16 protein-coding genes are annotated in these 24,280 nt (G+C 73.5%); 6 read left to right on the plus strand and 10 right to left on the minus strand.

What is annotated here, in order from left to right; genetic code table 11:
* Positions 1-185 precede the first annotated feature (185 nt).
* A complete protein-coding gene (locus ACZ4VF_RS22790) occupies positions 186-2,588 on the minus strand; it encodes an N-6 DNA methylase (RefSeq protein WP_467928123.1) in 2,403 nt (800 codons plus the stop codon).
* 189 nt (positions 2,589-2,777) lie between these two features.
* Here ACZ4VF_RS22790 and ACZ4VF_RS22795 point away from each other — a divergent pair, with 189 nt between their 5' ends.
* A complete protein-coding gene (locus ACZ4VF_RS22795; RefSeq protein ID WP_467928124.1) occupies positions 2,778-3,503 on the plus strand; it encodes a hypothetical protein in 726 nt (241 codons plus the stop codon).
* A 149-nt stretch (positions 3,504-3,652) separates the two neighbouring features.
* The gene (locus ACZ4VF_RS22800) at positions 3,653-4,369 is read left to right on the plus strand and encodes a hypothetical protein (protein ID WP_467928125.1); all 717 of its coding nucleotides are present in this window, start codon (positions 3,653-3,655) and stop codon (positions 4,367-4,369) included.
* Positions 4,370-4,462: 93 nt separating this feature from the next.
* Here the strand turns inward: ACZ4VF_RS22800 and ACZ4VF_RS22805 are convergent, their stop codons facing one another.
* Complete coding sequence (locus ACZ4VF_RS22805) at positions 4,463-5,206, minus strand: GNAT family N-acetyltransferase (protein ID WP_467928127.1); 744 nt, start codon at positions 5,204-5,206, stop codon at positions 4,463-4,465.
* A 73-nt stretch (positions 5,207-5,279) separates the two neighbouring features.
* Positions 5,280-6,017 (minus strand): HNH endonuclease family protein, encoded by a 738-nt coding sequence (locus tag ACZ4VF_RS22810; RefSeq protein ID WP_467928128.1) that lies wholly within the window; start codon positions 6,015-6,017, stop codon positions 5,280-5,282.
* Positions 6,018-6,199: 182 nt separating this feature from the next.
* On the opposite strand from ACZ4VF_RS22810, the gene ACZ4VF_RS22815 reads away from it, so the two are divergent.
* Positions 6,200-6,961 carry an SDR family NAD(P)-dependent oxidoreductase gene (locus tag ACZ4VF_RS22815; RefSeq protein WP_467928129.1) on the plus strand — a complete coding sequence of 254 codons (762 nt, stop codon included), beginning with the start codon at positions 6,200-6,202 and terminating at the stop codon, positions 6,959-6,961.
* A gap of 216 nt (positions 6,962-7,177) precedes the next feature.
* Here the strand turns inward: ACZ4VF_RS22815 and ACZ4VF_RS22820 are convergent, their stop codons facing one another.
* From ACZ4VF_RS22820 to ACZ4VF_RS22835, 4 genes are all read right to left on the minus strand, one after another.
* Positions 7,178-7,540 (minus strand): MerR family transcriptional regulator, encoded by a 363-nt coding sequence (locus tag ACZ4VF_RS22820; RefSeq protein ID WP_467928131.1) that lies wholly within the window; start codon positions 7,538-7,540, stop codon positions 7,178-7,180.
* A gap of 28 nt (positions 7,541-7,568) precedes the next feature.
* Complete coding sequence (gene mfd, locus ACZ4VF_RS22825; protein ID WP_467928132.1) at positions 7,569-11,099, minus strand: transcription-repair coupling factor; 3,531 nt, start codon at positions 11,097-11,099, stop codon at positions 7,569-7,571.
* A 257-nt stretch (positions 11,100-11,356) separates the two neighbouring features.
* Positions 11,357-13,936, minus strand: a complete 2,580-nt coding sequence (locus ACZ4VF_RS22830) for an ABC transporter permease (RefSeq protein ID WP_467928133.1) — start codon at positions 13,934-13,936, stop codon at positions 11,357-11,359.
* Positions 13,933-14,721: an ABC transporter ATP-binding protein gene (locus ACZ4VF_RS22835; RefSeq protein ID WP_467928135.1), complete on the minus strand. Its 789-nt coding sequence runs from the start codon at positions 14,719-14,721 to the stop codon at positions 13,933-13,935. Before ACZ4VF_RS22835 ends, ACZ4VF_RS22830 begins: the two co-directional genes overlap by 4 nt.
* A 444-nt stretch (positions 14,722-15,165) precedes the next feature.
* Between ACZ4VF_RS22835 and ACZ4VF_RS22840 the strand changes: the two genes are divergently transcribed.
* The 3 genes from ACZ4VF_RS22840 (at position 15,166) to ACZ4VF_RS22850 (ending at position 19,029) form a co-directional block, all read left to right on the plus strand.
* Positions 15,166-16,662, plus strand: coding sequence for an MFS transporter (locus ACZ4VF_RS22840; RefSeq protein ID WP_467928136.1), 1,497 nt, complete (start codon positions 15,166-15,168; stop codon positions 16,660-16,662).
* A 211-nt stretch (positions 16,663-16,873) separates the two neighbouring features.
* Positions 16,874-17,398, plus strand: a complete 525-nt coding sequence (locus ACZ4VF_RS22845; RefSeq protein ID WP_467928137.1) for a DUF485 domain-containing protein — start codon at positions 16,874-16,876, stop codon at positions 17,396-17,398.
* Entirely contained in the window at positions 17,395-19,029 is a 1,635-nt protein-coding gene (locus ACZ4VF_RS22850) for a sodium/solute symporter (protein WP_467928139.1), read from the plus strand. The genes ACZ4VF_RS22845 and ACZ4VF_RS22850 overlap by 4 nt, the downstream gene beginning before the upstream one ends.
* Before the next feature lie 19 nt (positions 19,030-19,048).
* On the opposite strand, the gene ACZ4VF_RS22855 is transcribed toward ACZ4VF_RS22850, so the two are convergent.
* The 3 genes from ACZ4VF_RS22855 to ACZ4VF_RS22865 all read right to left on the minus strand — a co-directional run bounded on the left by ACZ4VF_RS22855 (position 19,049) and on the right by ACZ4VF_RS22865 (position 24,190).
* Positions 19,049-19,936 (minus strand): cellulose-binding protein, encoded by an 888-nt coding sequence (locus ACZ4VF_RS22855; protein WP_467928140.1) that lies wholly within the window; start codon positions 19,934-19,936, stop codon positions 19,049-19,051.
* 203 nt (positions 19,937-20,139) lie between these two features.
* Complete coding sequence (locus ACZ4VF_RS22860; RefSeq protein WP_467928141.1) at positions 20,140-23,142, minus strand: SUKH-4 family immunity protein; 3,003 nt, start codon at positions 23,140-23,142, stop codon at positions 20,140-20,142.
* Between the two features lie 7 nt (positions 23,143-23,149).
* Positions 23,150-24,190, minus strand: coding sequence for an SMI1/KNR4 family protein (locus tag ACZ4VF_RS22865; RefSeq protein ID WP_467928142.1), 1,041 nt, complete (start codon positions 24,188-24,190; stop codon positions 23,150-23,152).
* Between the last annotated feature and the right edge of the window lie 90 nt (positions 24,191-24,280).

Below are 24,280 nucleotides of genomic sequence, written 5' to 3' on the forward strand. Positions count from 1 at the left end.
CCTGAAGTGGGCGTGCCCGCCCGTCCGGCATGGTCCGCGGGGCGGACGGCGCCGGCCGCGCGATGTCGCTTCGAGCATATGGCCCGGCAGGGACAAGCGGTCCGGGTTGTACCGAACCGTTGTGCGGCGACCGGGGAGGGAGCCGGCGGGACGCCCGTGGAGACGTCCCGGGGGTGCCCTGGGGGTCAGCCGGGTGCGACCGTGCCGTCCGTCAGGCCGTCGTACATCCCGCGTACGAGCTGCTCCCCCAGCCGGCTCGCGTACCGCAGCGCCCGCTCGAACTCGTCCAGGGCGCGGAACCGCGCGCCGTAGCGCCGCTGTTCCTCCAGCGGGAGCCGGGGCAGTTGCAGCCGGCGCACGTCCAGGCGGGTCGCCGTCGACGCGTAGCTGCTGGCCTGCCGGTTGTTGGCGGTCCCGCGCAGGAACCCGGCGAGGAACCACGGGTCGAGCGCCGTGGCATCGGGGCGCAGCAGCACGAGGTTGCGCCCCAGGGCGGCGCCCCCCGTCGCCTCGTCGACCACGCGCGCCACCGAACCCCCGCCGAGCACGGGTACGACGACATCGCCCGGCTCGGTCAGCACGGCCTCCTCCTCGCTCTCCGGGAGGGTGCCCGAGGGCGCGGTTCCGGCGAGGACGTCGTGGTCGGTGAGGACCGGCACGCGCGCGTGGCCGCCGTTCCCGCCGGTGCGCATCACCAGCGCGCCCCCGCGCGCGAGTTCGCCGACCGTGGTGAGCGGCCAGCGCACGGGCGGTGCCGGGGCGGCGGCGGGCGGGGTGAGGTCGGCGGTCAGGCGCAGGGTCGCACCGAGCCGTTCGCGCACCTGCGTGAGCTGCTCCGCGCCGTCGGCGACCGCGGCCGGCGGCAGATGGCGGGCGGGAGCGAGGTCCACGTCGTCGTCGAGGAGGTCGATGACCGGCACCGAACGGGCGAGCCCCGGCCGCTCCGCGAGCCGCCCCGCGCGCGTGAAGGCGCGCCAGGCGTCCGTCACGGCCTCCCGCACCGCCTCCCAGTCCGGTCCGCCGCGCCCCTCCCCGGCGAACCTGCCGGAGTCCACGAGCAGCACCTCGGGCGTCACCGGTGTCCGGTCGGGCCGGCGCAGCACCCACAGGTGCAGCGGGATGTTGTACGGCGGTGCCGCGCCGGCCGGCAGCGCGACGACGGCCCGCAGCGCGCCCCGGCGCAGCAGGTCGGCGCGGATCCGGCGACCGGAACGACGGGAGGCGGCGGCCGGCGGCATCAGCAGCACCGCCGTGCCGCCGTCGGTCAGCCGGGCCAGCGCGTGCTGCACCCAGGCCAGCTCCGACTCGGTGCGCGCCGGGAAGCCGTACTCCCAGCGCGGGTCGTAGGCGAGCTCGTCGTGGCCCCAGTTGCGCTCGTTGAACGGCGGATGGCACAGGACGACGTCGGCGTGCAGCCCGGGGTGCGCGTCGGCGCGCAGGGTGTCGCCGGCCGCGCCGTGCACGGTGGCCCGGCTGTGCAGCGCGAGCCGCAGCGTGCTGAGCGCGGCGAGTTCGGGGGCGCTGTCCTGGGCGTACAGCTCCTGTCCGGGGCGGGGGTCCACGGCACGCAGCAGGGCGCCGGTGCCGCAGGCGGGGTCCAGGGCGGTACGGGCCGGTCCGGCGAGGTCGGCCATGAGACCGGCGAGTTCGGCGGGCGTGAGCGTGTACTGGCGGGGGTTGGCGTCCAGGTGCCGGCCCAGCAGGAACTCGAACGTCTGCCGCGCCCCCATCTCGGCGGCCAGCTCGGCGGCGCCGCGGAGGAGGGGGGCGGAGGGGAGGAGCTGGGGGCCGGTGGGGGTGCGAAGGGCGGGGGCCGGGGGAAGGGCGGGGGCCGGGGCCGCCGCCGTGGCCGTGGCGGCGGGCTCGTGCTCCTGGGGCGGGCTGGGAACAACAGGCGCGGGGTTCACAGCCGGGAGAGTGGGCGACGAGTTCACGCGCGGCGACGTCGGGGCGGGGTTCACAGCCGGCGCCACGACCGGCGCGTTCACATCCCGCGCGCCGACGGCGGCGTTCACATCCCTCCCACCACCACCCGCGTTCACACCACCGTCGCCGAAAAGGCTGTTCACGTGGACGCCACCCGCTCGGGTGTTCACACCGTCGGCCTCGCCCGCGGAGTTCACACCGCCGCCGCGAACGGCGCCGTACACACCCCCACCCGGCGCGCCCGAGGGCTCACTCCGCCCCGGCACCCCGCCGAGCCGCGGCGCAAGCACCTCCTCCAGCACCCCCGGCAGCACCGCGGCCAGCCGGGCGTCGGAGCCCGCGCTCGCGTCGAGCCAGACGGTGGGCCGCTCATGGATCAGGAGCAGGACGCAACCGGCGTGCACCAGGGCCGTGAGCGGGCCCTCCGGGTGCCCGGCGAGCTGTTGCCAGACGCGTTCGCGCAGCGGGACTTCGGCGAGTTTTCCCTGCTTGCGCAGCCAGGCCTCGACCTCGGCGAGTGCGAAGGACGGGCTGGTCTCGCTGCCGCCGACCGGCTTGGGGAAGTCGCCGTGCCGGCGGCGCCAGTTGCTGACGGCGGCGCGGCCCACTCCGGCGAGCCGCGCGATACCGGCTGCGGTCACCTCTGTCGCGTTGTCCTGCACCGGCCTTGCTCCCCTCGTCCCGTGTGTGCGCCGAGCATACCGGCGTACACAAGATCTACAGATTCACGCGCGTGTACTGAACCCAATACGGGAGTCGTGTTGACTCGGTTCACAGCCTCTGTTCTTATTGACCCAGCGAACGAGCGGCCGCCGAGGGGGAGGCCGCATCACTCAGGGGAGGGGTTCGCCATGGGTATGAAGGCCAAGGTCGCGCTCGGTGCCGTCGTGGGGATCGCCGGCATCGGCGCCTTGTCCGCCAACGCCGGCGACGACGGCAAGGACGGCGCCGCGAGAGGCGGCGACAAGGACTCCTCGGCGTCGGCCGAACACAAGCCGACCGGCACCAAGGGCTCGGGCGGCACCAAGGGCTCGGGCGGCAGCAAGGGCTCGGACGGCACCAAGGCTGCCGAGGAGAAGAAGGCCGCCATCGGGGGTGACGGCGAGTACCGGGTCGGCTCCGACGTGAAGCCGGGGACGTACCGCACGACCGGCAACACCGACGACATGTGCTACTGGGAGCGCGCCAAGGACGCCTCCGGCGAGCTGGACTCCACCCTCGCCAACGACAACGTCAGCGGCACGAGTTACGTGACCGTCAAGCCCACCGACAAGCTGTTCAAGTCCAGGGGCTGCAAGGACTGGGAGGCCGTCGACCCCAAGGCGAAGGGCACGCCCGGCTCCTCGATGGACGGCGACGGCGGCATGTACAAGGTCGGCACGGACATCGCGCCGGGCACCTACAGGTCGACCGGGAACACCGACGACTCCTGCTACTGGGAGCGCACGAAGGACGCCGGCCAGGGCCTGGACTCGATCATCGCCAACAACAACGTCAGCGGCACGGCCGTCGTCACGATCAGCCCGTCGGACGCCTACTTCAAGACGAACGACTGCGGCGACTGGAAGAAGGCCTGACGGCCTGACGGTCACCCCGGTACGGGCCCGCCGTCCCCACGGCCCGCCGTACACACACCGCGTTCCCCACCCCGTTCCCCCCACCCCCCACACCCCGTTCCACCCCCCACACCCCGTTTCAACCCGCTCATCACCTCTGAAGGACTGTCATGCGTCTCTCGTCCCGTGCCGCAACGCTGCTCGCCGTCGCGGTGCTCCCCCTGGCCCTGTCCGCGTGCGACTCGGACTCGTCCTCCGGCACCGGTGCGAGCGCCGCACCGGCCAAGACGAAGAACCCGAACGCCGGCCTGCTGACCGGTACGCAGCTGAAGAAGGCGCTGGCGCCCGCGTCGGCCTTCCCGGCCGGGCTCACCCTGGAGGCGGACGGCGCCTCGGACAGCGGCGGCAAGTTCCTCGCCGTGTCCAGCCGGAAGACCGCGAAGCCGGACTGCACCCGGCTGGAGGGCACGTCCTGGATCCAGGTGACGGGCTTCGAGGGAGGCGTGGCCTTCGCGCAGGACGACTACGTCAACCAGGACAAGACCGAGGAAGTGGCCCAGGAGGTCGACGCGTTCCAGGGCACCACGGCGAAGACGGTGATGCAGCGGATGCGGTCCGTCGCCGCCGAGTGCGCCACCTTCACGGACACGGACACGCACGCCAAGGTGAAGGTGAAGGGCGCGTCCACGGCCGGTCTCGGCGACGAGGCGTACACGATGACGCTGACGAGCGGCGTCTGGGAGACCGGTACCACGCTCATCGCGGCCCGCTCCGGCAACCACGTGGTCACCGTGCTGTCCACCGCGGGCGATGACGACGGCGCCGCGGCCGCGAAGAAGGTGACGGCCCGGATCCTGGGCTCGCTGAAGGGCACGCCGGCCGCGTGACCCACCCGGGCGGCGGGACCGCCCGGCCCGTCCGCCCGCACCGTCCTGCCGGCCACGTGTGACCTGAACCCCGGGCCCCGCCCGGGGTTCAGGTCACAGCGGGTGCCGCATCCACACGTTGGGCTCCACGTAGACGGCGTACCCGTGCTCCATGTCGCAGCGGACCGGGACCAGTGCGCCGGGCACCTCGACGTCCCCCGCCGTGTCGAAGGGCAGCCCGGTCCAGCGGCGCCACTCCGCCAGCGAGCCGCTCACGGTCATGGAGGCCGGGGCGATGGAGTCGATGGTGGCACCGGCCCGGGCGTGGACGCGCAGCCACGGGTCCTGGGGCAGTCCATCGGGGCGGACCCGGTGGGCGTACTCGGTGATCGGGGTGCGCGGTTCGCGGTGCTTGGCGTTGGGGCGTACGGGGGCGACGACCTCGCGGAAGCCGTGGGCGCGGGCGTTGTCGCGCATCGCCGCGAGCATGAGGGCCGACAGGCCGTGGCCCTGGGCGTCCGGGGCGATGGTGACCGAGACGGCGCTCACGGTGTCCGGGCGGGTGCCGCGGCGCAGGTCGGCGAAGGCCCACGCGAGGACCTGGTCCCAGCCGCGGGCGGGCAGGGTGCGCCGCCCCTCGACGTCGAGGGCGAACGGCACGCTGTAGGCGTGGGCGACGACCCGGCCGTCCTCGTCCTCGGCGAACAGGGCGTACTCCGGGAGTTCGGTGGGGATGCGGCCGTAGTGGGTGGTGCCCACGAGGTCCTGGGTGACGAACTCGGGCCAGGTGTCGGTCATGCCGAACACCGCGGGCAGCCGGTCGGGCCGCTCGGCGAGGCTGCTCACCTTGATGTCCATGCCGGTCACGGTAGGCGGCGCCCGGCCGGGGCGACAGCGGATTACCCGGTCGTCACGGACGTCGCCGGGCGGGTCAGCGGGCCTGGAAGCGCTCGGGTGCCTTCGTCGGGTTGCCGCCGGTGGGCAGCTTCTGGCCGGGGCAGGAGGAGAGGACCTTCTTCATGGCGCTCTGTTCGGCTGCGGTGACCCACAGGCCGTACTTCTTCTTGACGGCGACCTGGGCGGCGACGTAGGCGCACCGGTAGGCCTTGTTGGGCGGGAGCCAGGTGGCCGCGTCGCCGTCTCCCTTGCCGCGGTTGGTGCTCGCGTCGACGGCGAGGAGGTTGAGGGGGTCGTTGGCCAGCGCTATGCGCTTGCCGGCGTCCCAGTACTTGGCGCCCTTCTGCCAGGCGTCGGACAGGGCGACGACGTGGTCGATGTCGACCTTGCTGCGGCCCCGCCGGTAGGTGATCTCCTTGCCGGAGTAGGGGTCGGGCTCCAGCAGGCCGTAGGAGACCCTGCACTTGCCGCCGGTGAACCGCACGTCCTTCAGGTCGCGTTTGAGGATGTCGTCGCGGGTGTCGCAGGAGTTGGAGTCGGTGTCCGCCCAAGCGGTGCCGAACCGGGCCCGCGAGTAACCGGTCTTCGGGGCACGCCCCTTGACGGTCAGTGAGCCGACGGCGGTCAGGGCGGCGCCTTTGCCGCCGGTCTTCCCGGGCCCGTTCGCTCCGCCGGACACTCCCCCGGTCTGCTCGGCCGTACAGCCGGTCACGGCGACCAGCACGGCCACGGCGGTGACCGCGGTGGCCGCTCCGCCCCTCGCACGCGTCACGGTACGTCCCCTCGCTCGCGCCGCCCGCCCCCCGGTGCGGGACGGATCGTTCCGCTCCCCACGGTAACCTCCCGCCGCCGCACAGCAGATGGGCACAGTGGGACAATTCGCCTCCGGCGTGCGGTTTTTGCCGCCCATCCGGCTTGACCCTGCCACTGGCGTCAGGGTCCGACGATTCCCGCATGAGCGAGAACAGCACCGCCCGAACCCCCCGTACCGTCCTCGTGACCGGCGCCGGCACCGGTATCGGCCGGGCCACCGCCCGCGCCTTCGCCTCCGAGGATGCCCGGGTCGTCGTCGTCGGCCGCCGGGCCGCGCCGCTGGTCGAGACGGCCGAGGGGCACCCCGGCATCACGCCGCTGCCCGCCGACCTCACCGCCGAGGACGGCCCCCGGGCCGTCGTGGGCGCCGTACTGGAGCGGTACGGCCGCCTCGACGTGCTCGTCAACAACGCGGCCGTCGTCACCACCGACTCCCTGCGGACCTACACCCGCGCGTCGGTACGGCCGCTGCTGGAGACCAACCTCCTCGCGCCCGTGCTGCTCACCCAGGCCGCGCTGCCCGCGCTGGAGGAGAGCCGGGGCGTGGTGGTGAACGTGACGACCTCGGTCGGCCAGCGGGGCTGGCCCGGCAACTCCCTGTACGCGGCGGGGAAGGCGGCCCTGGAGGTGCTGACCCGCAGCTGGGCGGTGGAACTGGCGCCGCGGGGCGTCCGGGTGGTCGCCGTGGCCCCGGGCGCGATCGAGACGCCGATCGCCGACCACTCCGGTTACACGCCCGAGCAGCGGGCCGCCGTCCGCGCGTGGCAGCTCGACCACACCCCGCTCGGCCGGATCGGCCGCCCCGAGGAGGTCGCCTGGGCCATCACCCGCCTCGCCTCGCCCCAGGCGTCGTTCGTGACGGGAGCGGTGCTGCCCGTGGACGGCGGCGCGGTCGTCGCCTGACCCCACCCCGTCCGGCCCCTGGCCCCCGCCCGTCCGGTCGCCCTCCGCCCCGGCCCCCGCCTGACCGGGCGGCCCCGGCCCGCCACCTGCTCCGCTCGCTCCGTTCGGTCGCTCGGTCGGTCCGGTCGATCCGGTCGGTCCGGTGGGTCCGGCGGGTCCGGTGGGTCCACTTGGTTCGTCCGGTCCACTTGGTTCGTCCGGTCCGTCCGGTGCGGTTCAGCCGGTCTCGGCGCCCGCCGCCCGCAGCGCCGACGCCAGGCGGTCGCGCAGCGCCGTCTGGGCCGCGATGCGGGCGTCGAGCACGGCCAGCCGCTCCCGGGCGACCTGGAGCGCCTTGGGGGAGACGGGTGCCGCGGTGACATCGGCGCCGTCCAGGCAGGGCAGGAAGACCCGTACGTCGTCCAGGGTGAGGCCCGCCTCCAGCAGCCGGCGGATGTTGCGGACGCGCACCGCCGTACCGGAGTCGTACGCGCGGTAGCCGTTGGCCGCGCGCACGGACGTGATCAGGCCCTGCTGCTCGTAGTGGCGCAGGGCGCGCGGTGTCGTGCCGGTCGCCTCGGCCAGCTCACCGATCCGCACGCGCGCCCCCGCCCCCGTACAGAGCCCCTCACCCCAGGACGGAGGTGAGGAACTCGCCGACCCAGGCCAGCAGTTCGCGGCCGACCAGCGGCTTGCCGCCGACCTTCGCGGTCTTCGGGCGCGGTACCAGCACCTGGTGGGCGGCGGGTTTGATGACCGTGCCCGGGTAGAGCCGCTTGAGCCGCAGCTCCTGCGACTCGCGCAGCTCCACCGGCGCGAAGCGGATGTTGGTGCCCTGCAGGACGATCTCGCCGACACCGCACGCCCGCGCGAGCATCCGCAGTCCGGCCACCAGCAGCAGGTTCTCCACCGGTTCGGGCAGCTTGCCGTAGCGGTCGGTGAGTTCCTCGCGGACGGCCTTGACGTCCTCCTCGGAGTTGGCCGAGGCGATCGCGCGGTACGCCTGCAGACGCAGCCGCTCGCCGGGGGCGTAGTCGTGCGGGACGTGCGCGTCGACCGGCAGCTCGATCTTGACTTCGAGCGGCGCCTCCTCCTCGGCTTCACCGGTCTCCAGCTGCCGCCGGTAGTCCGCGACGGCCTCGCCGACCATGCGGACGTACAGGTCGAAGCCGACGCCCGCGATGTGCCCGGACTGCTCGCCGCCGAGCAGGTTGCCGGCGCCGCGGATCTCCAGGTCCTTCATCGCGACGTACATGCCGGCGCCCATCTCGGTGTGCTGGGCGATGGTCGCCAGGCGTTCGTGCGCGGTCTCCGTCAGCGGCTTCTCCGGCGGGTACAGGAAGTACGCGTACCCGCGCTCGCGGCCCCGGCCGACGCGGCCGCGCAGCTGGTGCAGCTGGGACAGGCCGAAGGTGTCGCCGCGCTCCACGATCAGCGTGTTGGCGTTGGAGATGTCGATGCCGGACTCCACGATCGTGGTCGACACCAGCACGTCGAACTTCTTCTCCCAGAAGTCGACCACGACCTGTTCCAGCGCCGATTCCGACATCTGGCCGTGGGCCGTCGCGATGCGCGCCTCCGGGACGATCTCGCGGAGCCTGGCCGCCGCGCGGTCGATGGACTCGACGCGGTTGTGGATGTAGAAGACCTGGCCCTCGCGGAGGAGCTCGCGGCGGACGGCGGCGCCGATCTGCTTCTCCTCGTAGGGCCCGACGAAGGTGAGGACCGGGTGGCGCTCCTCCGGGGGCGTGGTGATCGTGGACATCTCGCGGATGCCGGTGACCGCCATCTCCAGGGTGCGCGGGATGGGCGTGGCCGACATGGTCAGTACGTCGACGTTGGCGCGGAGCTTCTTCAGCTGCTCCTTGTGCTCGACGCCGAAGCGCTGTTCCTCGTCGACGATGACCAGGCCCAGGTCCTTGAACTTGGTCTCGGAGGAGAACAGGCGGTGGGTGCCGATGACGACGTCCACCGAGCCCTCCTTCAGACCCTCCAGGACGGCCTTGGCCTCGGTGTCGGTCTGGAAGCGGGAGAGCGCCCGCACGTTCACCGGGAACTGTCCGTACCGCTCGGAGAACGTGCCGAAGTGCTGCTGCACCAGCAGGGTGGTGGGGACGAGGACGGCCACCTGTTTGCCGTCCTGTACGGCCTTGAAGGCGGCCCGCACGGCGATCTCGGTCTTGCCGTAGCCCACGTCGCCGCAGATCAGGCGGTCCATGGGGACCGACTTCTCCATGTCCTCCTTGACCTCGGCGATGGTGGTGAGCTGGTCGGGGGTCTCCGCGTAGGGGAAGGCGTCCTCCAGCTCGCGCTGCCAGGGCGTGTCGGCGCCGAAGGCGTGGCCGGGGGCGGCCATGCGCGCGCTGTACAGCTTGATCAGGTCGGCGGCGATCTCCTTGACGGCCTTCTTCGCGCGGGCCTTGGTCTTCGTCCAGTCGGCGCCGCCGAGGCGGTGCAGGGTGGGTGCCTCGCCGCCGACGTACTTGGTGATCTGCTCCAGCTGGTCGGTCGGGATGTAGAGCCGGTCGCCGGGCTGGCCGCGCTTGGCGGGGGCGTACTCCACGACCAGGTACTCGCGGGTGGCGCCCTGGACGGTGCGCTGGACCATCTCGATGTAGCGGCCGACGCCGTGCTGCTCGTGGACGATGTAGTCGCCGGGCTCCAGGGTGAGCGGGTCGATGGTCTTGCGGCGGCGGGCCGGCATGCGGGTGCCGTCGCGGCCGGTGGCGCGCTGGCCGGACAGGTCGGTCTCGGTGAGCACGGCGAGTCTGAGCGCCGGGTCCACGAAGCCGTACTCGATCGAGCCGCAGGAGACGTGCACGAGGGAGGGGCTCAGCTCGCCGAGGTCGGAGTCGAGGCGGGCCGCGATGCCCTCGCCGCCGAGGACCTCCACCGTGCGGGCGGCCGGGCCGTGGCCCTCGGTGACGAACACCGTGCGCCAGCCGTCGGCGAGCCAGCCCTTGGTGTCGGCGAGGGCCCGCGCGGTGTCGCCCCGGTAGCTCTCGGGGGCGTGCATGCCGAGCTTGAGGGTGTCGGCGTCGAGGTCGGCGTCGGCCGCGAACGGGGACACCGACCACCACATCACGTCCAGCTCGCGCGCGCGGTCGCGGACGTCGGCGATGGACCACAGGGAGGCCGCGCCGACGTCGATGGGGGCCTCGCCGCCGCCGGCGGTGGCCGCCCAGGACGCCTGGAGGAACTCCTGGCTGGTGGCGACGAGGTCGGCGGCGCGGGTGCGGACCCGCTCCGGGTCGCAGACGACGGCCATCGCGCCCTTGGGCAGGACGTCGAGCAGCAGCTCCATGTCGTCCACCAGGACCGGGGCGAGGGACTCCATGCCCTCGACCGCGATGCCCTCGGCGATCTTGTTCAGCAGCTCGCCCAGCTCCGGGTGCTCCTCGGCGAGGGCACGCGCGCGTGCGCGGACGTCGTCGGTGAGCAGCAGCTCGCGGCACGGGGGCGCCCACAGGCCGTGCTCGGCGACTTCGAGGGAGCGCTGGTCGGCGACCTTGAAGTAACGGATCTCCTCGACGTCGTCGCCCCAGAACTCGATGCGCAGGGGGTGTTCCTCGGTGGGCGGGAAGACGTCCAGGATGCCGCCGCGTACGGCGAACTCGCCGCGCTTCTCGACCAGCTCCACGCGCGCGTAGGCGGCGGCCGCGAGGGCTTCCACAACGGCGTTCAGATCGGCGCTCTGCCCGGTCCTGAGGGATACCGGCACCAGGTCGCCGAGGCCCTTGACCTGCGGCTGGAGCACGGAGCGCACGGGCGCCACGACGACGGAGACCGGGCCGGTCCCGGGGTCGTCGGCGCTGGGGTGGGCGAGGCGGCGCAGGACGGCGAGGCGGCGGCCGACGGTGTCGCTGCGGGGGCTGAGCCGCTCGTGCGGGAGGGTCTCCCAGGAGGGGTACTCCACCACGCCCTGTTCGGGCAGCAGGGAGCGCAGGGCGGCTGCCAGGTCCTCGGCCTCACGGCCGGTCGCGGTGACCGCCAGCACGGGGCGGCCGGCCTCGCGGGCGAGGGCGGCGATCGCGAAGGGGCGGGCGGCCGGGGGGCCGACGAGGTCGATGTGCGGGCGGTTGCCGTCCGCCGCCGCCTGAATCGCTTCCGCGAGGGCGGGGTCCTTGACTACGGCGTCGAGCAGACCGTGCAGGCTCATGGAGGGGCTTTCCGTCCAGGGGGTCGGCAACACGAAGGGCCCGACTCGACTGACGGGCCGGGGCTGTCCAGCGTACGACGGTGCGGGCCGCGGTGCGGGAGGCTGTGGACAACCCCGGGCGGCCGCACGCGCGGAAACCCGGTGCCGGCAAGCCCTCCAGGGCTTCCCGGCACCGGGCGTTCCCCCGCAACCCCCGTGTGCGGTGGCTTCCGGACCGGCCCGCGCGGCCGGTCCGCTGTCGGTCAGTCCGCCGTCGGTCAGTCCGTCGCGATCGCGTTCAGGACGTTCATCCGGCCCGCCCTGAACGCGGGGACCAGCGCGGCGAACAGGCCCACGAACGCGGAGCCCGCGAAGACGGCGGTGATCGTCGGCCAGGGGATCTCCAGGACGGTCAGGCCCTCCAGGGCGAGGAGCTTCTGGGCGGTGGCGCCCCAGCCCATGCCGAGACCGAGGCCGAGCAGCGCGCCGAAGACGGCGATCACCACGGACTCCAGGCGGATCATGCGGCGCAGCTGGCGGCGGGAGAGGCCGATGGCCCGCATGAGGCCGATCTCCCGGGTCCGCTCGACCACCGACAGGGCGAGGGTGTTCACGACACCCAGGACCGCGACGATGATCGCGAGGGCGAGCAGGCCGTAGATCATGTTCAGCAGCTGGCCGATCTGGTCCTTCAGCGCCTGCTTGTAGTCGGTCTGGTCGCGCACGGTGTACTGCGGGAACTCGTGCAGGGCCGACTTCAGCGCCGCGTAGGCGGACTTCTCCCGGCCGTCCTTCGCCGTGACGAAGAGCAGGTCGTCCAGGGGCATGTCGGCGGCGGGGATGTACTTCGCGGCGGTGGCGATGGACGCGTACATCGCGCCCTTGTCGATGACGGCCTCGTCGCTGGTGATCGCGCGGACGGTCAGCTTCGCCGTACGGCCGGCCTTGAAGTGGACGGTGACCGTGGATCCCAGCTTGATGCCGTGGTCCTTGGCGAAGCCCTCGAAGACGGACATCGAGTCGGGCCGGTAGGCGTCGGCGAGGGTGCCGGCGACGGTCTCGGTGCGCACGTCCCGCGCGTACGTCGGGTCGGCCGCGTTGATCGTCCCGTTCTCGGTGGTGCGGCCGTCCGGGGTGGTCAGGGAGGCGTCCAGCGCCTTGTACTCGGTGACCCGGGCCAGGCCCGGGGTGTCCTTGACGGCGTCGACCGCCTGCCGGGTGATGATCTGGCCGTTGTCCTCCCGGACGATGAAGTCCGCGCCGACGGTCTTGTCCAGCTGGTCGGTGGCGGAGGCCACCATGGAGGAGCCGACCACCGACAGGCAGGCCACCAGGGCGAGGCCGATCATCAGGGCGGCGCCGGTGGCGCCGGTGCGGCGCGGGTTGCGCAGCGCGTTGCGCTCGGCCATGCGGCCCACGGGGCCGAAGATCCGCAGGATGACCGCGCCGAGGATCCGGACCAGCCCGGCGGCGAGCAGCGGGCCGATGACGACGAAGCCGACCAGCGTGGCCACCACGCCCAGGCCCAGCCAGCCCGAGCCGGCCTTGGCGTCGTCGGTGGTGGCGGCGGCGTACAGGCTCCAGCCGCCGGCGGCGGTCAGGAGCAGGCCGATCACGGCCCGGACGGCACCGGCCCTGGCGTCGGCGGGGGTGCCCGCGTCGCGCAGGGCGGCCATCGGGGAGACCTTGCCGGCGCGCCGGGCGGGCAGGTAGGCGGCGAGGACGGTGACGACGACGCCGAGGAGCAGGCCGGTCGCGGGGGTGGTCCAGGCGACCGTGAGATCGTCGGTGGACAGCTTCATGCCGATCCGGCCCATGAGCTTCATCAGGCCGACCGCGATGCCGACGCCCGCGCCGACGCCGAGCACCGAGCCGAGCACGCCGAGCAGCAGGGCCTCGACCAGCACGGACCGGTTGACCTGCTTGCGGGAGGAGCCGATGGCGCGCAGCAGGCCGATCTCGCGGGTGCGCTGGGCGACCAGCATGGAGAAGGTGTTGATGATCAGGAAGATGCCGACGAGGAAGGCGATCCCGGCGAAGCCGAGCATCGCGTACTTCATGACGTTCAGGGAGTCCTGGACTTCCTTCTGGTTGGCGTCGGCGACCTCCTTGGCGGTCTGCACCCGGTAGTCGTGCCCCAGGACGGCGGTGACGTTCTTCTTCAGCCGGTCGTCGGTCACGCCCTTGGCGGCCATGACGTTGACGTCGGTGTAGACGCCGGTGCGGCCGACGAGGGTCCGCTGGGCGGTCCTGGTGTCCAGGTAGAAGACGGCCGCGCCGGGGTTGGTGACCCGGAAGGCGGCGATGCCGGACACGCGCGCGTGGTGCGTGCCGACGACGGTGATGAGGCCGATCTCGTCGCCGATCCTCAGGCCGTGCTTGTCGGCGGTGTCGGCGTCGACCATCACCTGGTCCGGGCCCTTGGGCGCCGTACCGGAGGTGATCTCCATGGTGCGGGCGTCGTTGCCGTTCCAGTTGCCGACGATGGTGGGCGCGCCGCTGCTGGGCGACAGCTTGTCCTTGTCGGCGTCGACGACGGTCACCGAGGTGGAGAACACCGTGCCCTCGGCCGACCTGACGCCCTCGGCCCTGCGGATCTCACCGACCACGGAGGCGGGCAGCACGGGCGGTCTGCCGGTGCGGGAGGTGGTCTCCCCGGTGTCGGAGGAGCTCCGCGCGCTGACCTGGACGTCCGAGGAGGTGGCCTGGAAGAGCTGGTCGAAGGTGGTGTTCATGGTGTCGGTGAACACGAGCGTGCCGCACACGAACGCCACCGACAGCAGGACCGCGACCGCCGACAGCATCATGCGGCCCTTGTGCGCGACGAAGTTGCGCAGCGAGGTCTTCAGGACGGTCATGCCGTACGCCCCCGGGCGTCGAAGTCCTTCATGCGGTCCAGGACCTGGTCGGCCGTCGGGTGGTGCATCTCGTCGACGATCCGGCCGTCGGCGAGGTAGAGCACGCGGTCGGCGTAGGAGGCGGCCACCGGGTCGTGGGTGACCATGACGATGGTCTGGCCGAGCTCGTCCACCGAGCGGCGCAGGAAGCCGAGTACTTCGGCGCCCGCGCGGGAGTCGAGGTTTCCGGTCGGCTCGTCCCCGAAGATGATCTCCGGGCGGGCGGCGAGGGCGCGGGCCACGGCGACGCGTTGCTGCTGGCCGCCGGAGAGCTGGGTGGGGCGGTGCTTGAGGCGCCCGGCGAGCCCGACGGTCTCCACGACCCGGTCCAGCCAGGCCCGGTCGGGCGTGCGGCCGGCGATGTCCATGGGGAGCGTGATGTTCTCGATCGCGTTCAGGGTCGGCAGCAGGTTGAACGCCTGGAAGATGAAGCCGATCCGGTCCCGGCGCAGCTGGGTGAGCTTCTTGTCCTTCAGGCCGGTGATCTCGGTGTCGTCGAGGTGGATCTGTCCGCTGGTCACCGTGTCCAGGCCGGCGAGGCAGTGCATCAGGGTGGACTTGCCGGATCCGGACGGGCCCATGATCGCGGTGAACCGGCCCCGGGTGATGTCCACGTCGACGTGGTCCAGGGCGACGACCCGGGTCTCGCCGGATCCGTACGCCTTCACGACCTGCCGCGCCCGCGCGGCAACGGCCGTAGGCCCTCCAGTGCCCCCGTGCCTGGGAATGGTCACAGCCGATGTCACGGTATGTCTCCTATATCGGTATGCAGGTCGGTGAGGGTGCTCCGGCGTGCCGGGGCGTCGTCTCGGGTACGTCGATGAGTCTCGCGGCCGGCGGGGGCCTCGCGCGCTGGTGCGAAGCCCCGTCTTTCCGGGGGGAAAACCCCACCCCCGCCGGTGCGGTCCGCCGCCCCCCAGCGGCGTGAAGCCAGGTTAAGGACGGACCGGGGCCGGTCTCGTCCTCCGCCGGGACGAACCCTCCCCGAGCCGTTGTACGGAGGAACCCCTAGGGGTGCTCCACCGCCGGGTGGAGGCGCATCCGGGGGCGTCTCCACCCTCCGGTGCGGAAAGCCTCCACCCTCCCGCCGCGTCAGGGTCAAGCCCGCCGCCCGTGGGAAGCTGTCGTCCCGGACATGCGTGCAGGGGGCATCTGGGCGGCTTCCGGCGGGAAGCACGGGAGGGGTTGCGGTGGAGAGCACGACAGGGGCGATACGCGGCGGGACCGAACGGCGGCCGGACACCCGGCGGCGGGGCGCGGTGGTCGCCGCGCTCATGCTGGCCATGGCACTGGCGGCCCTCGACGCCACCGTGGTCTCCACGGCCGTACCGCAGATCGTCGGCGACCTCGGCGGGTTCTCCGTCTTCTCGTGGCTGTTCTCCGGCTATCTGCTCGCCGTCACCGTCACCCTCCCCGTCTACGGCAAGCTGTCCGACACCTTCGGCCGCAAGCCGGTGCTGGTGGTGGGCGCGGCGGTGTTCCTGCTCGGCTCGCTGCTGTGCGCCGCCGCCTGGAACATGGCGGCCCTCATCGCGTTCCGGATCGTGCAGGGCCTGGGCGGCGGGGCGTTGCAGGGCACGGTGCAGACGCTGGCCGCCGACCTGTACCCGCTCGCCGAGCGCCCGAAGATCCAGTCCAGGCTCTCCACGGTGTGGGCGGTCTCCGCGGTGGCCGGCCCCGGGCTCGGCGGCGTCCTCGCCGCGTACGCCGACTGGCGCTGGATCTTCCTGGTCAACCTGCCGATCGGCGCCGCCGCCCTGTGGCTGATCGTGCGTCACCTGCACGAACCCCAGCGGCAGTCGGCCCGCCACGCGCGCGTGGACTGGGCCGGCGCGGTCGCGGTGTTCGCGTGCGGCGGGGTGCTGCTGACCGCGCTGGTGCAGGGCGGGGTCGCCTGGCCGTGGCTGTCGGCGCCCTCGCTGGCCCTCTTCGGCACGGGGCTGGCCCTGGCCGCCGTGGTGGTGTGGGTGGAGCGACGGGCCCCGGAGCCGATCATCCCGGGCTGGGTGTGGCGGCGCCGGACGATCGCGGCCGTCAATCTGGCGCTGGGCGCGCTGGGCCTGCTGATGGTGGCGCCGAGCGTGTTCCTGCCGACGTACGCGCAGTCCGTGCTCGGACTGGCGCCGGTCGGCGCCGGGTTCGTGCTGTCGGTGTGGACGCTCAGCTGGCCGGTGTCGGCCGCGTTCAGCCAGCACGTCTACCGGCGGATCGGCTTCCGGGACACCGCGCTGCTCGGCATCGGCCTGGCGGCGCTGATCCTGTGCGCGTTCCCGTTCCTTCCCTACCCCGGGTCGTGGTGGCAGCCGATGCTGCTGATGCTGCTGCTGGGCGGCGCGCTGGGCCTGTTCCAGCTGCCGCTGATCATCGGCGTGCAGTCGACCGTGGGCTGGTCGGAACGGGGCACCACCACCGCCTCGGTGCTGTTCTGCCGGCAGACCGGCCAGACCCTCGGCGCCTCCCTGTTCGGCGCCGTCGCCAACGGGGTGCTGGCCGCCCGGCTCGGCGGAGCGGGCGACCTGGACTCCGTCACGCGCGCGCTGGACGCCGGTACGGCCCCGGAGGCGACCCGGCGGGCCATCGCCGAGGCGGTGCACGCGGTCTACCTCGGAGCGGCGGCAGCGGCGGCCCTGGCGTTCGTCGTACTGCTGGTGGTGGCACCCCGGAGGTTCCCGGTGCTCCAGGACTGAACCCGGCCGGGCCCACCCGGAGCACACCGCCGGGGTTAACGCGGGTAACACCCCAGGTCGGAGCCGTTGGCGCGGGGAAAGCGCATACCGACCGGCCAGTTTGGTGAAAACGCCGCGCGGGCCGCACCTCGCGAGTAGCGTGCGTGGCCCAGCTCCCCCCACCTCCCTGCGGTCCGCCGCCACGGACCCGAGCCACGCAAGGAGCCCCGGGATGTCCTACGACACGCCGCACCCGTCGTACCCGCCGCACGCCGCACCACCGCCGTCCCCCTCGTACCCGCCGCACCGGCCGTACGCCGCACAGCCGTCGTCCGCGTCGTCGGCGCCCTCCGCGCCCTCGGCGTCGTCGGCGTCGTACCCGACCTACCCCTGGCAGCCGCCCGTGCCGCCCGACCCCGGCCCTCCGGTCCGCCGGACACCCCGCGAACCCCTCGGCCACCACAGCGACCTGCGGGTGCTGCGCGGCGCCTACCGCTGGCAGCGGCGCACCGCCACGCTCACCGCGCTCGGCTACTTCACGCTGTTCCTGGTCCTGTCCGCCACCGCCCCCGGCGTCATGACGAGCACCGTCGCCGACGGCATCCCCGCCGGCCTGCTCCTCGCCCTCCTCCAACTCCCCGTCACCTGGCTCGCGATCGCCCTGTACGAGCACACCGCGCGCCGGCACGTCGACCCGCTCGCCGACCGGATCCGCCGCCAGGCCGAACTGGACGCACGGCGGGGAGCGGTGCGATGACCGGCGCCGCCGCCACCGGTTTCACCGGCTTCAGCGACTCCGCGCAGGCCATGGCCCTGGTCGCCTTCTCCACCGCCGCCACCGTCACCCTGCTGCTGTGCGTGATGACCGGCCCCGACCGGGACGACCTGGACGAGTTCTACACCGGTTACGGCTCCCTCTCCCCGCTGCGCAACGGCCTCGCCATCGCCGGCGACTACATCTCCGCCGCCACCGTCCTCGGCACCGGCGGGGTGATCGCCCTGTGCGGCTACGACGGTGTGGTCCTCGCCCTCAGCACGGCGCTGTCGCTGATGCTGATGATGTTCCTGCTGGCCGAACCGCTGCGCAACGCCGGCCGGTTCACCATGGGCGACGCGCTCGCCCGCCGGCTTCCGGGCCGCGGCGTCCGCGTCGCGGCGTGCGCGGTGACCATCGCCGCGCTGCTGCCGCTGATGCTGGTCCAGCTCGCCGGAACCGGTCAGCTGATGGCCTTCATCCTCGGCTTCACGAACGAGTCCCTGAAGACCGGGTGCGTCGTGGGACTCGGCATCCTCATGATCGCCTACGCCGCGATCGGCGGCATGAAGGGCACCGCGCTCATCCAGATCGTGAAGATCGTGATGCTGATCGGCTCGGGCGCCGTGGTCGCCCTCCTGGTCCTGCGCCGCTTCGACTGGGACCCGGGCACCCTGTTCACCGCCGCCGCCCGCCAGAGCGGCGCCGGACCCGCCTTCCTGCACTCGGGGCTCGAGTTCGGCACCACACCCGCCGCCCGCGTCGACATGATCGCCTCGCAGCTGACCGTCGTCCTCGGCGGCGCCTGCCTGCCGCACATCACCATGCGCATGTACACCGCCTCCAGCGCCCGCCAGGTGCGCCGCTCGATGTCCTGGGCGGTGTCACTGGTCGCCCTGTTCGTCCTCGTCATCACCGTGGTGGGGTTCGGCGCGACGGCCCTGCTCGGGCGTACGGCGGTCGCGGCGGCCGACCCGCAGGGCAACACGGCCTACCTGCTGGGCTCGCGCGCGGTGTTCGGCACCGAGGTGACGACGGCGGAGACCTTCCTGTTCACCCTGGTCACCACCGCCATCTTCCTGACCCTGCTCGCCTCGGTGGCCGGGATGATCCTCGCCTGCGCCAACTCCCTCGCGCACGACGTGTTCGCGGCCCGGGTGCAGGAGATGCCGGCCCGCCGCGAGATGACCCTGGCCCGCGTCTCGGCGCTCGCCACAGGGGCACCGACGATCCTGCTGGCCACCCTGGTCCAGCACCACAGCCTGCAGCCCCTGGTCACGCTCTCCTTCTGCCTGGGCGCCTCCGCCCTCGCACCCGCCCTGGTCTACGGTCTCTTCTGGCGCCGCTACACCCGCACCGGACTCCTGGCCACACTGATCGGCGGCTCGCTGACCGTGCTGCTGCTCATGCCGGGCACCAAGCTCGTCTCCGGCTCGCCCGTGTCGGCGTTCCCGCACGCCGACTTCGCCTGGTTCCCGTTCACCACCACCGGCATCGTCTCCATCCCGGCCGGCTTCCTCTTCGGCTGGTTGGGCACGGTGCTCTCGGGCCGCGCCGAGGCGGAGGCGCAGAGGCACCAGTACGAGGCGGTGGAGGGGTGGATCCTCGCGGGGGCGGTACGGAAGGGGAGGTGACGGCGGGTCCGGTCCCGCGCTACTCCAGGGCCGCCCGGCCGGTCAGGGTGATGAGGCTGTCGCGCACCGAGTCCATGTGCGCCTGCATGTCGTCCCAGACCTCGCCGTGCTCGCGCAGCACCCGTTCCGTGTCCCGGGCGATGCGCTCCTCGCGCAGACGCGCCTCGGCGATGATCTCGGCGGCACGCGCGCGTGCCTCCTCCTGGGAGCGGCGCGCGGACTCCTCGGCCTCCGCGAGAGCCTGTTCCGCCTCGGCCAGGTCGGCCTCGGCCCGCCTGATCCGTTCGCCGTACCGGGCGTCCAGCGCGGCCGTCCGCTCGGCGTCCGCGCGTTCGGCCTCGGCCCACTGCTCGGCGTGCTCCCGGGCCTGTTCGGTGAGCACGCCGGTGGCGCGCTCCCGCGCCTCGCGCAGCACCGCGAGGGTCTCGGCGCGCCCGGCCTTCACCTCGCGCCGGGCACCGACACGGATCGCGTCGGCCTCGGCCTGCGCGGCCAGGAGGATCCTGCGGGCGAGTTCGTCGGCCTCCGCCCGGAACGCGTCCGCCGCCTGCTGCGTCTCCCGGCGCAGCCGACCGGCCCGCACCTCGGCCCGCTCCACCTCCTCCTGCCCCTCGCGCCGGGTACGTTCCGGCAGGTCCGCCGCCTCCTCCACCGCCAGCCGGTACAGGCGCCGCGCGCGGTCCCCGAGCGTCTCGTACGTCGGCGGCGGGAGCTGGGCGACGGCCTCGCGCACCTCCGCGAGCTCCGCCTCCATGTCCCTGGCGAGCACGGTCAGCCGGGCGGCGCGCTCCCAGGCGGCGTCCCGGTCGTCGGACAGCGCCTCCAGAAACGCCTCGACCTGGTCGGGACGGTAGCCGCGCCCCCGGACGGTCACGAAGCCGTGCGCCGGCATCGATGCGCTGCTCACCCTGAGGACCCCTCTCCATCGGGCCAAACGACGGACATACACGACAAGAAGATTTCGCGCATATCTTGATGGATCGGACGCGGGCGGTCATAACGCGACACTCCGCAGGAACGTCACGGCCTCCCCGGAAACACGTCGGGCCCTTCACGCACACGCGTGAAGGGCCCGACCGCGCTCCGAGGAGCACGCCACGGCGGGCGGGTCTACAGCAACCCGTCCCACATCTGCTCCAGCAGCACCGACCACCAGCTCTCCGGCGAACCGAGCGCCGCCGGATCGAGGGCGGCCAGCTGCGCCTGGAAGTCGACGGTCCAGCGGCCCGCCTGCTCCTGGTTCAGCCCGTACCGCAGACGCCACATCCGGCCCAGCAGCGCCAGGCACCGCGCGAACTCCGGCAACCCGGTGTTCACGAACTGCGGCGGCACCGGCGCACCACCCGGCCCCGCCTCCACCGGCACGGCCACGATGTTCGCCGTCCCGTACTGCACACAGATCGCCTTGCCGAAGTCGGTCCCCATGACGAGGTACGACCCCGCGTCCGCCGCCGGCTGCACCCCGCGCTCCGCCGCCAGCTCCGCCAGCGTCGGCACCGGACGGCCCGGCTGCGCCTGCGCCCAGAAGAACGGACCCATGTCCAGCGGCAGCCCCGCCACGACCAGCGTGTGCGCCACGACCGGCGGCACCCCCTGCCGGGACACCGCCTGCTGGTCGAACCGGAAGATCCCCGGCCCGAACGCCGCGGCCAGCTCCTGCGCGACGCCCTCCGGCGGCACGGGCGGCACCGCCTGCACCGGCGGCAGCGGCGCCCGCACCGGCGCGGGCCGCGCGGGACCGTCCGCCACCTGGTGCAGCTCACCCTGGTGCGCCAGCAACTGCTGCATGCCCTGCTGCCGGCTCGCGTGGTCCGTGCCGTACGGCGCGATGCTCGCGATCCGCGCCTGCGGCCACTGCTCACGGATCATCCGCGCGCAGTAGGCACCCGGCAACGCGCACGACTCCAGCTCCGTGTGCAGCTCCAGCACCTGGTCCGGCGGCACGTTCATGGCCCGCAGCTCGTGGAAGATCTGCCACTCCGGATGCGGCGTGCCCGGCGCCGAACGCCGGATCAGCTGCTGCTCGGAGCCGTCCTGCGCGCGGTAGCGCAACACGGCCTGGTAACCGGGGCCGACCGTCGGCTGAACCTGCTGCGGATACCCGTAGGCCGGACCCGGCCCGGGCACCGGCCCACCTGCCGGCGGCGGCATCGCACCGGGCGGCATCGGAGCCGGGGCCCCGGGAGCCCCCGGGGGCATACCAGGGGCGCCCGGCATACCGGGCGCGCCGGGCACGGGCGGCGGCGGGGGCGGCGGCGCGCCGGGGCCACCCACCGGGGGAGCGGCCAGCACGGTCTCGGCGTGGTGAACGGCACCACGGCCGCCACCGGGGGCGGCGGGCGGCTGCGGCGCACCGGGAGCGCCCGGAGGCTGCGGCGCGCCGGGGGCGCCCGGAGCACCGGGCGGGACCGGGGGCTGCGGTGCGCCCTGCGCAGGGGGCATACCAGGGGCACCCGGAGCCGCCGGGGAACCGGGAGGCTGGGGCGCACCCTGCGCGCCAGGGGCTCCGGGTGCACCCGGAACCGGCGACCCGCCCAACTGGCTCGGGTCCGCCAGCACCGTGGCCGCGTGATGGACGTTGCCCGGAGGCGCGGCGGGCGGCTGCGGGGCGCCCGGAGCGTTCGGCGCGCCCGGCGTCCGCGCACCCTCCGCGCCCCCCGGACCGGCCGGCGCACCCGCACCGCCCGGCCCCTCAGACCCGTCGGATCCCTCCGGGCCGAGCGCCGACATGAGCTGCGTCGGCACGTACCCGCCCGCGGGCGCACCCGGCGCGGGCGGCGGCGTCGCACTCCCCGGACGCGCACCCGGCGCACCCGGCGCCCCCGGCGGAGGAGGCGGCGCACCCACACCACCGCGCGCCTTCTTCGGCGGCGGCGCGGCCTTGCTCGTCGCGGCGTCCGCGATGTCCCCGGCGTTCGGCGCGAGCCGGCGCCCCGGCACACCCGAACCCGCGGCAGGCGGCGGCGCGCCCGGCACACCGCCCGGCCCCTGCGGATAGCCGTACGACGGGGCACCCGGCGGCGGAGGCGGCGTACTGCCCTGCGGAGCACCGTGCGCCGGAGGGTACGGCGGCACACCCTGCGCAGGCGTGCCCGGCCCCTGCGGATGGCCGTACGGGGGCGTACCCGGCACCGGCGGGGGTGTACCGCCCTGGCCGGCACCCGGCCCGCCCGGTCCACCCGGCAGGTCCAGCGCCGGCGCGACCGCCGTCGGCGGCAACTGGCTGCCGCCCGACATCAACGCCGTCGGCGCGTCCGCCGACACCGCCGGCGGGCGCGGCGCCGCGTCGTCCACGTCGCTCAGCGGCGGCGCGAACACCGTCGCGGGCAGCGGCACGGAACGGTCCTCGTCACCACTGTCCGCGTTCGTGTCCGTACCGGCCCAGGGCGTCGCCCCCGCGGGCACGTCCGCCGGAGCCGCAGCCGCCCCCGACGGGCCGGCCTGCGTCTGCGCGAGCCCGCCCCCACCGGAAGGAGCCACACCACCCGAAGCCGAGGGAACCGCACCCGAAGCCGGCCCCCCCTCGTGAGCCGAAGCCGCAGCGTCCGGGACAGCCGCCCCCGAAACCGAAGCCCCACCATCCGAAGCCCCCGCACCCGCCCCCGGAACCGGAACCGGAACCGGAGTCCCCGCCCCCGAAGTCACCACACCCGCACCCGGAGCCGAAACCCCCGGACCCGAAGCCCCCGCCCCCGTGCCCGTGTCCGCCCCCGCGCCCTCCGGCCGCCGCTCCCCGATCCCCAGCTTGTCCGCCGCCTCCTGCAACCACTCCGGCGGAGTCAACAGGAACGACGTCTGGTTCAGATCCAGCCGAGCCGCCGCCGGCGCCGGAACCGCGTCCTGCGGCTCCTCCGCACGGCCGTACTCCTCCTCGTACCGACGGATCACCTCACCCACCGGCAGCGCCGGCCACAGCGTCGCCTCCCCGCTGTCCCGGGCGATGACCAGCCGCTGACCACCCGCGTCCGAACGCGGCCCCTCAGCCCGGTCCTCCCCCCACACCACGAACCCCAGCTCGAACTCCCGCACCCGCACCTCACGATGCTGGTACACCGGCACATCGCCGTTGATCCACTCCTCGGCGCGCTCCTGCGCCTGCGCGTACGTCACCATCGCCAACTCACTCCCCCACCGGGCCGGAAGACGCCGAACCGGAAGACACCGGGACGACCCGCGCGAAACCACCGTCCACCATCAGATGCGCCACCGTGTCCAACTCCGGCGGACTACCGGCCAACCGCGACAGGAACCCGTCGAAGTCGTCCCCACACGGCAGCAGCAGACGCTCCACCCGCTCCCCCGGCGACCACGACGGATCCACGTCCCGCACATCGTCGTACGCGCAGAACCACACCGAACCCGGCCGCTCGCCCTTCACCTTCACCGCGAGCAACCCACCCTGCACGAAGGCGACCCCCAGATAATCCTTCGTCAGATGGTCACGCAGACACTTGTTCACATACACCAGGTCGTTGACCGCGGCCTCGTCCCGCACCGTGAAGAACGGCTGATCCACCAGCAGACCCAGCTCGGCGTCCAACGCCGTACCCACCGGCGCACAACCCCCCGCCGCCTTCAGGAACGAACGGTACGCACCCGGCAACCGGTACCCGAGGTCCTCCTCGACCCCCTGCACCTGCGCCTCCGACACCGCCACACCCGACTTCGGCAACCCGAAATGCGCCGGCCGCGACTCCTGCAACGGCCGCGTCCCCCGCTTGCCATGGTCCACCGGCGCCGTCGCCACCCCACCGTGATGCCGCAACAACGCCTTCACCTCGACCGGAACCAACTCCAGCCGCCGCGAACCCACCACGTGATGCCACGTCCAGCCGTGCGGCGTCGCCACATCCGGCACCGTGTCCCACAACTCGTGCCCCGCCGCCGCCAACGCCGCGTTCGCCGACACGTAATCCGTCAGCCGCAACTCGTCGACACCGAAACCCTCCGGCGGCTCGGCGATCTCCACCGCCACACGCGCGTACGGCGAGAAATCCGGATAACCCCGCTCATCGACCCGTACCCCTCTCGGGTGACGTGCCGCCCGGACCGGATCCGGAAAGTGCACGACCTGCCCGGCATAGGCCGCGTTCGGCGGCGCGGCCTGTCCCCCAGCGTGGCCGCTGGGCGGTACCCCCAGCCCGAGCCGACCTGTCGTCATGGCGGTTGCCCCCTGCGGCGTTGTCTTGGGCCTGAACGGCGCTGTCGATCGCGGACGGCGACAGCCTATGCGGTACCCGCACCCCGGTCA

This window comes from Streptomyces sp. NPDC029151, assembly GCF_055564315.1.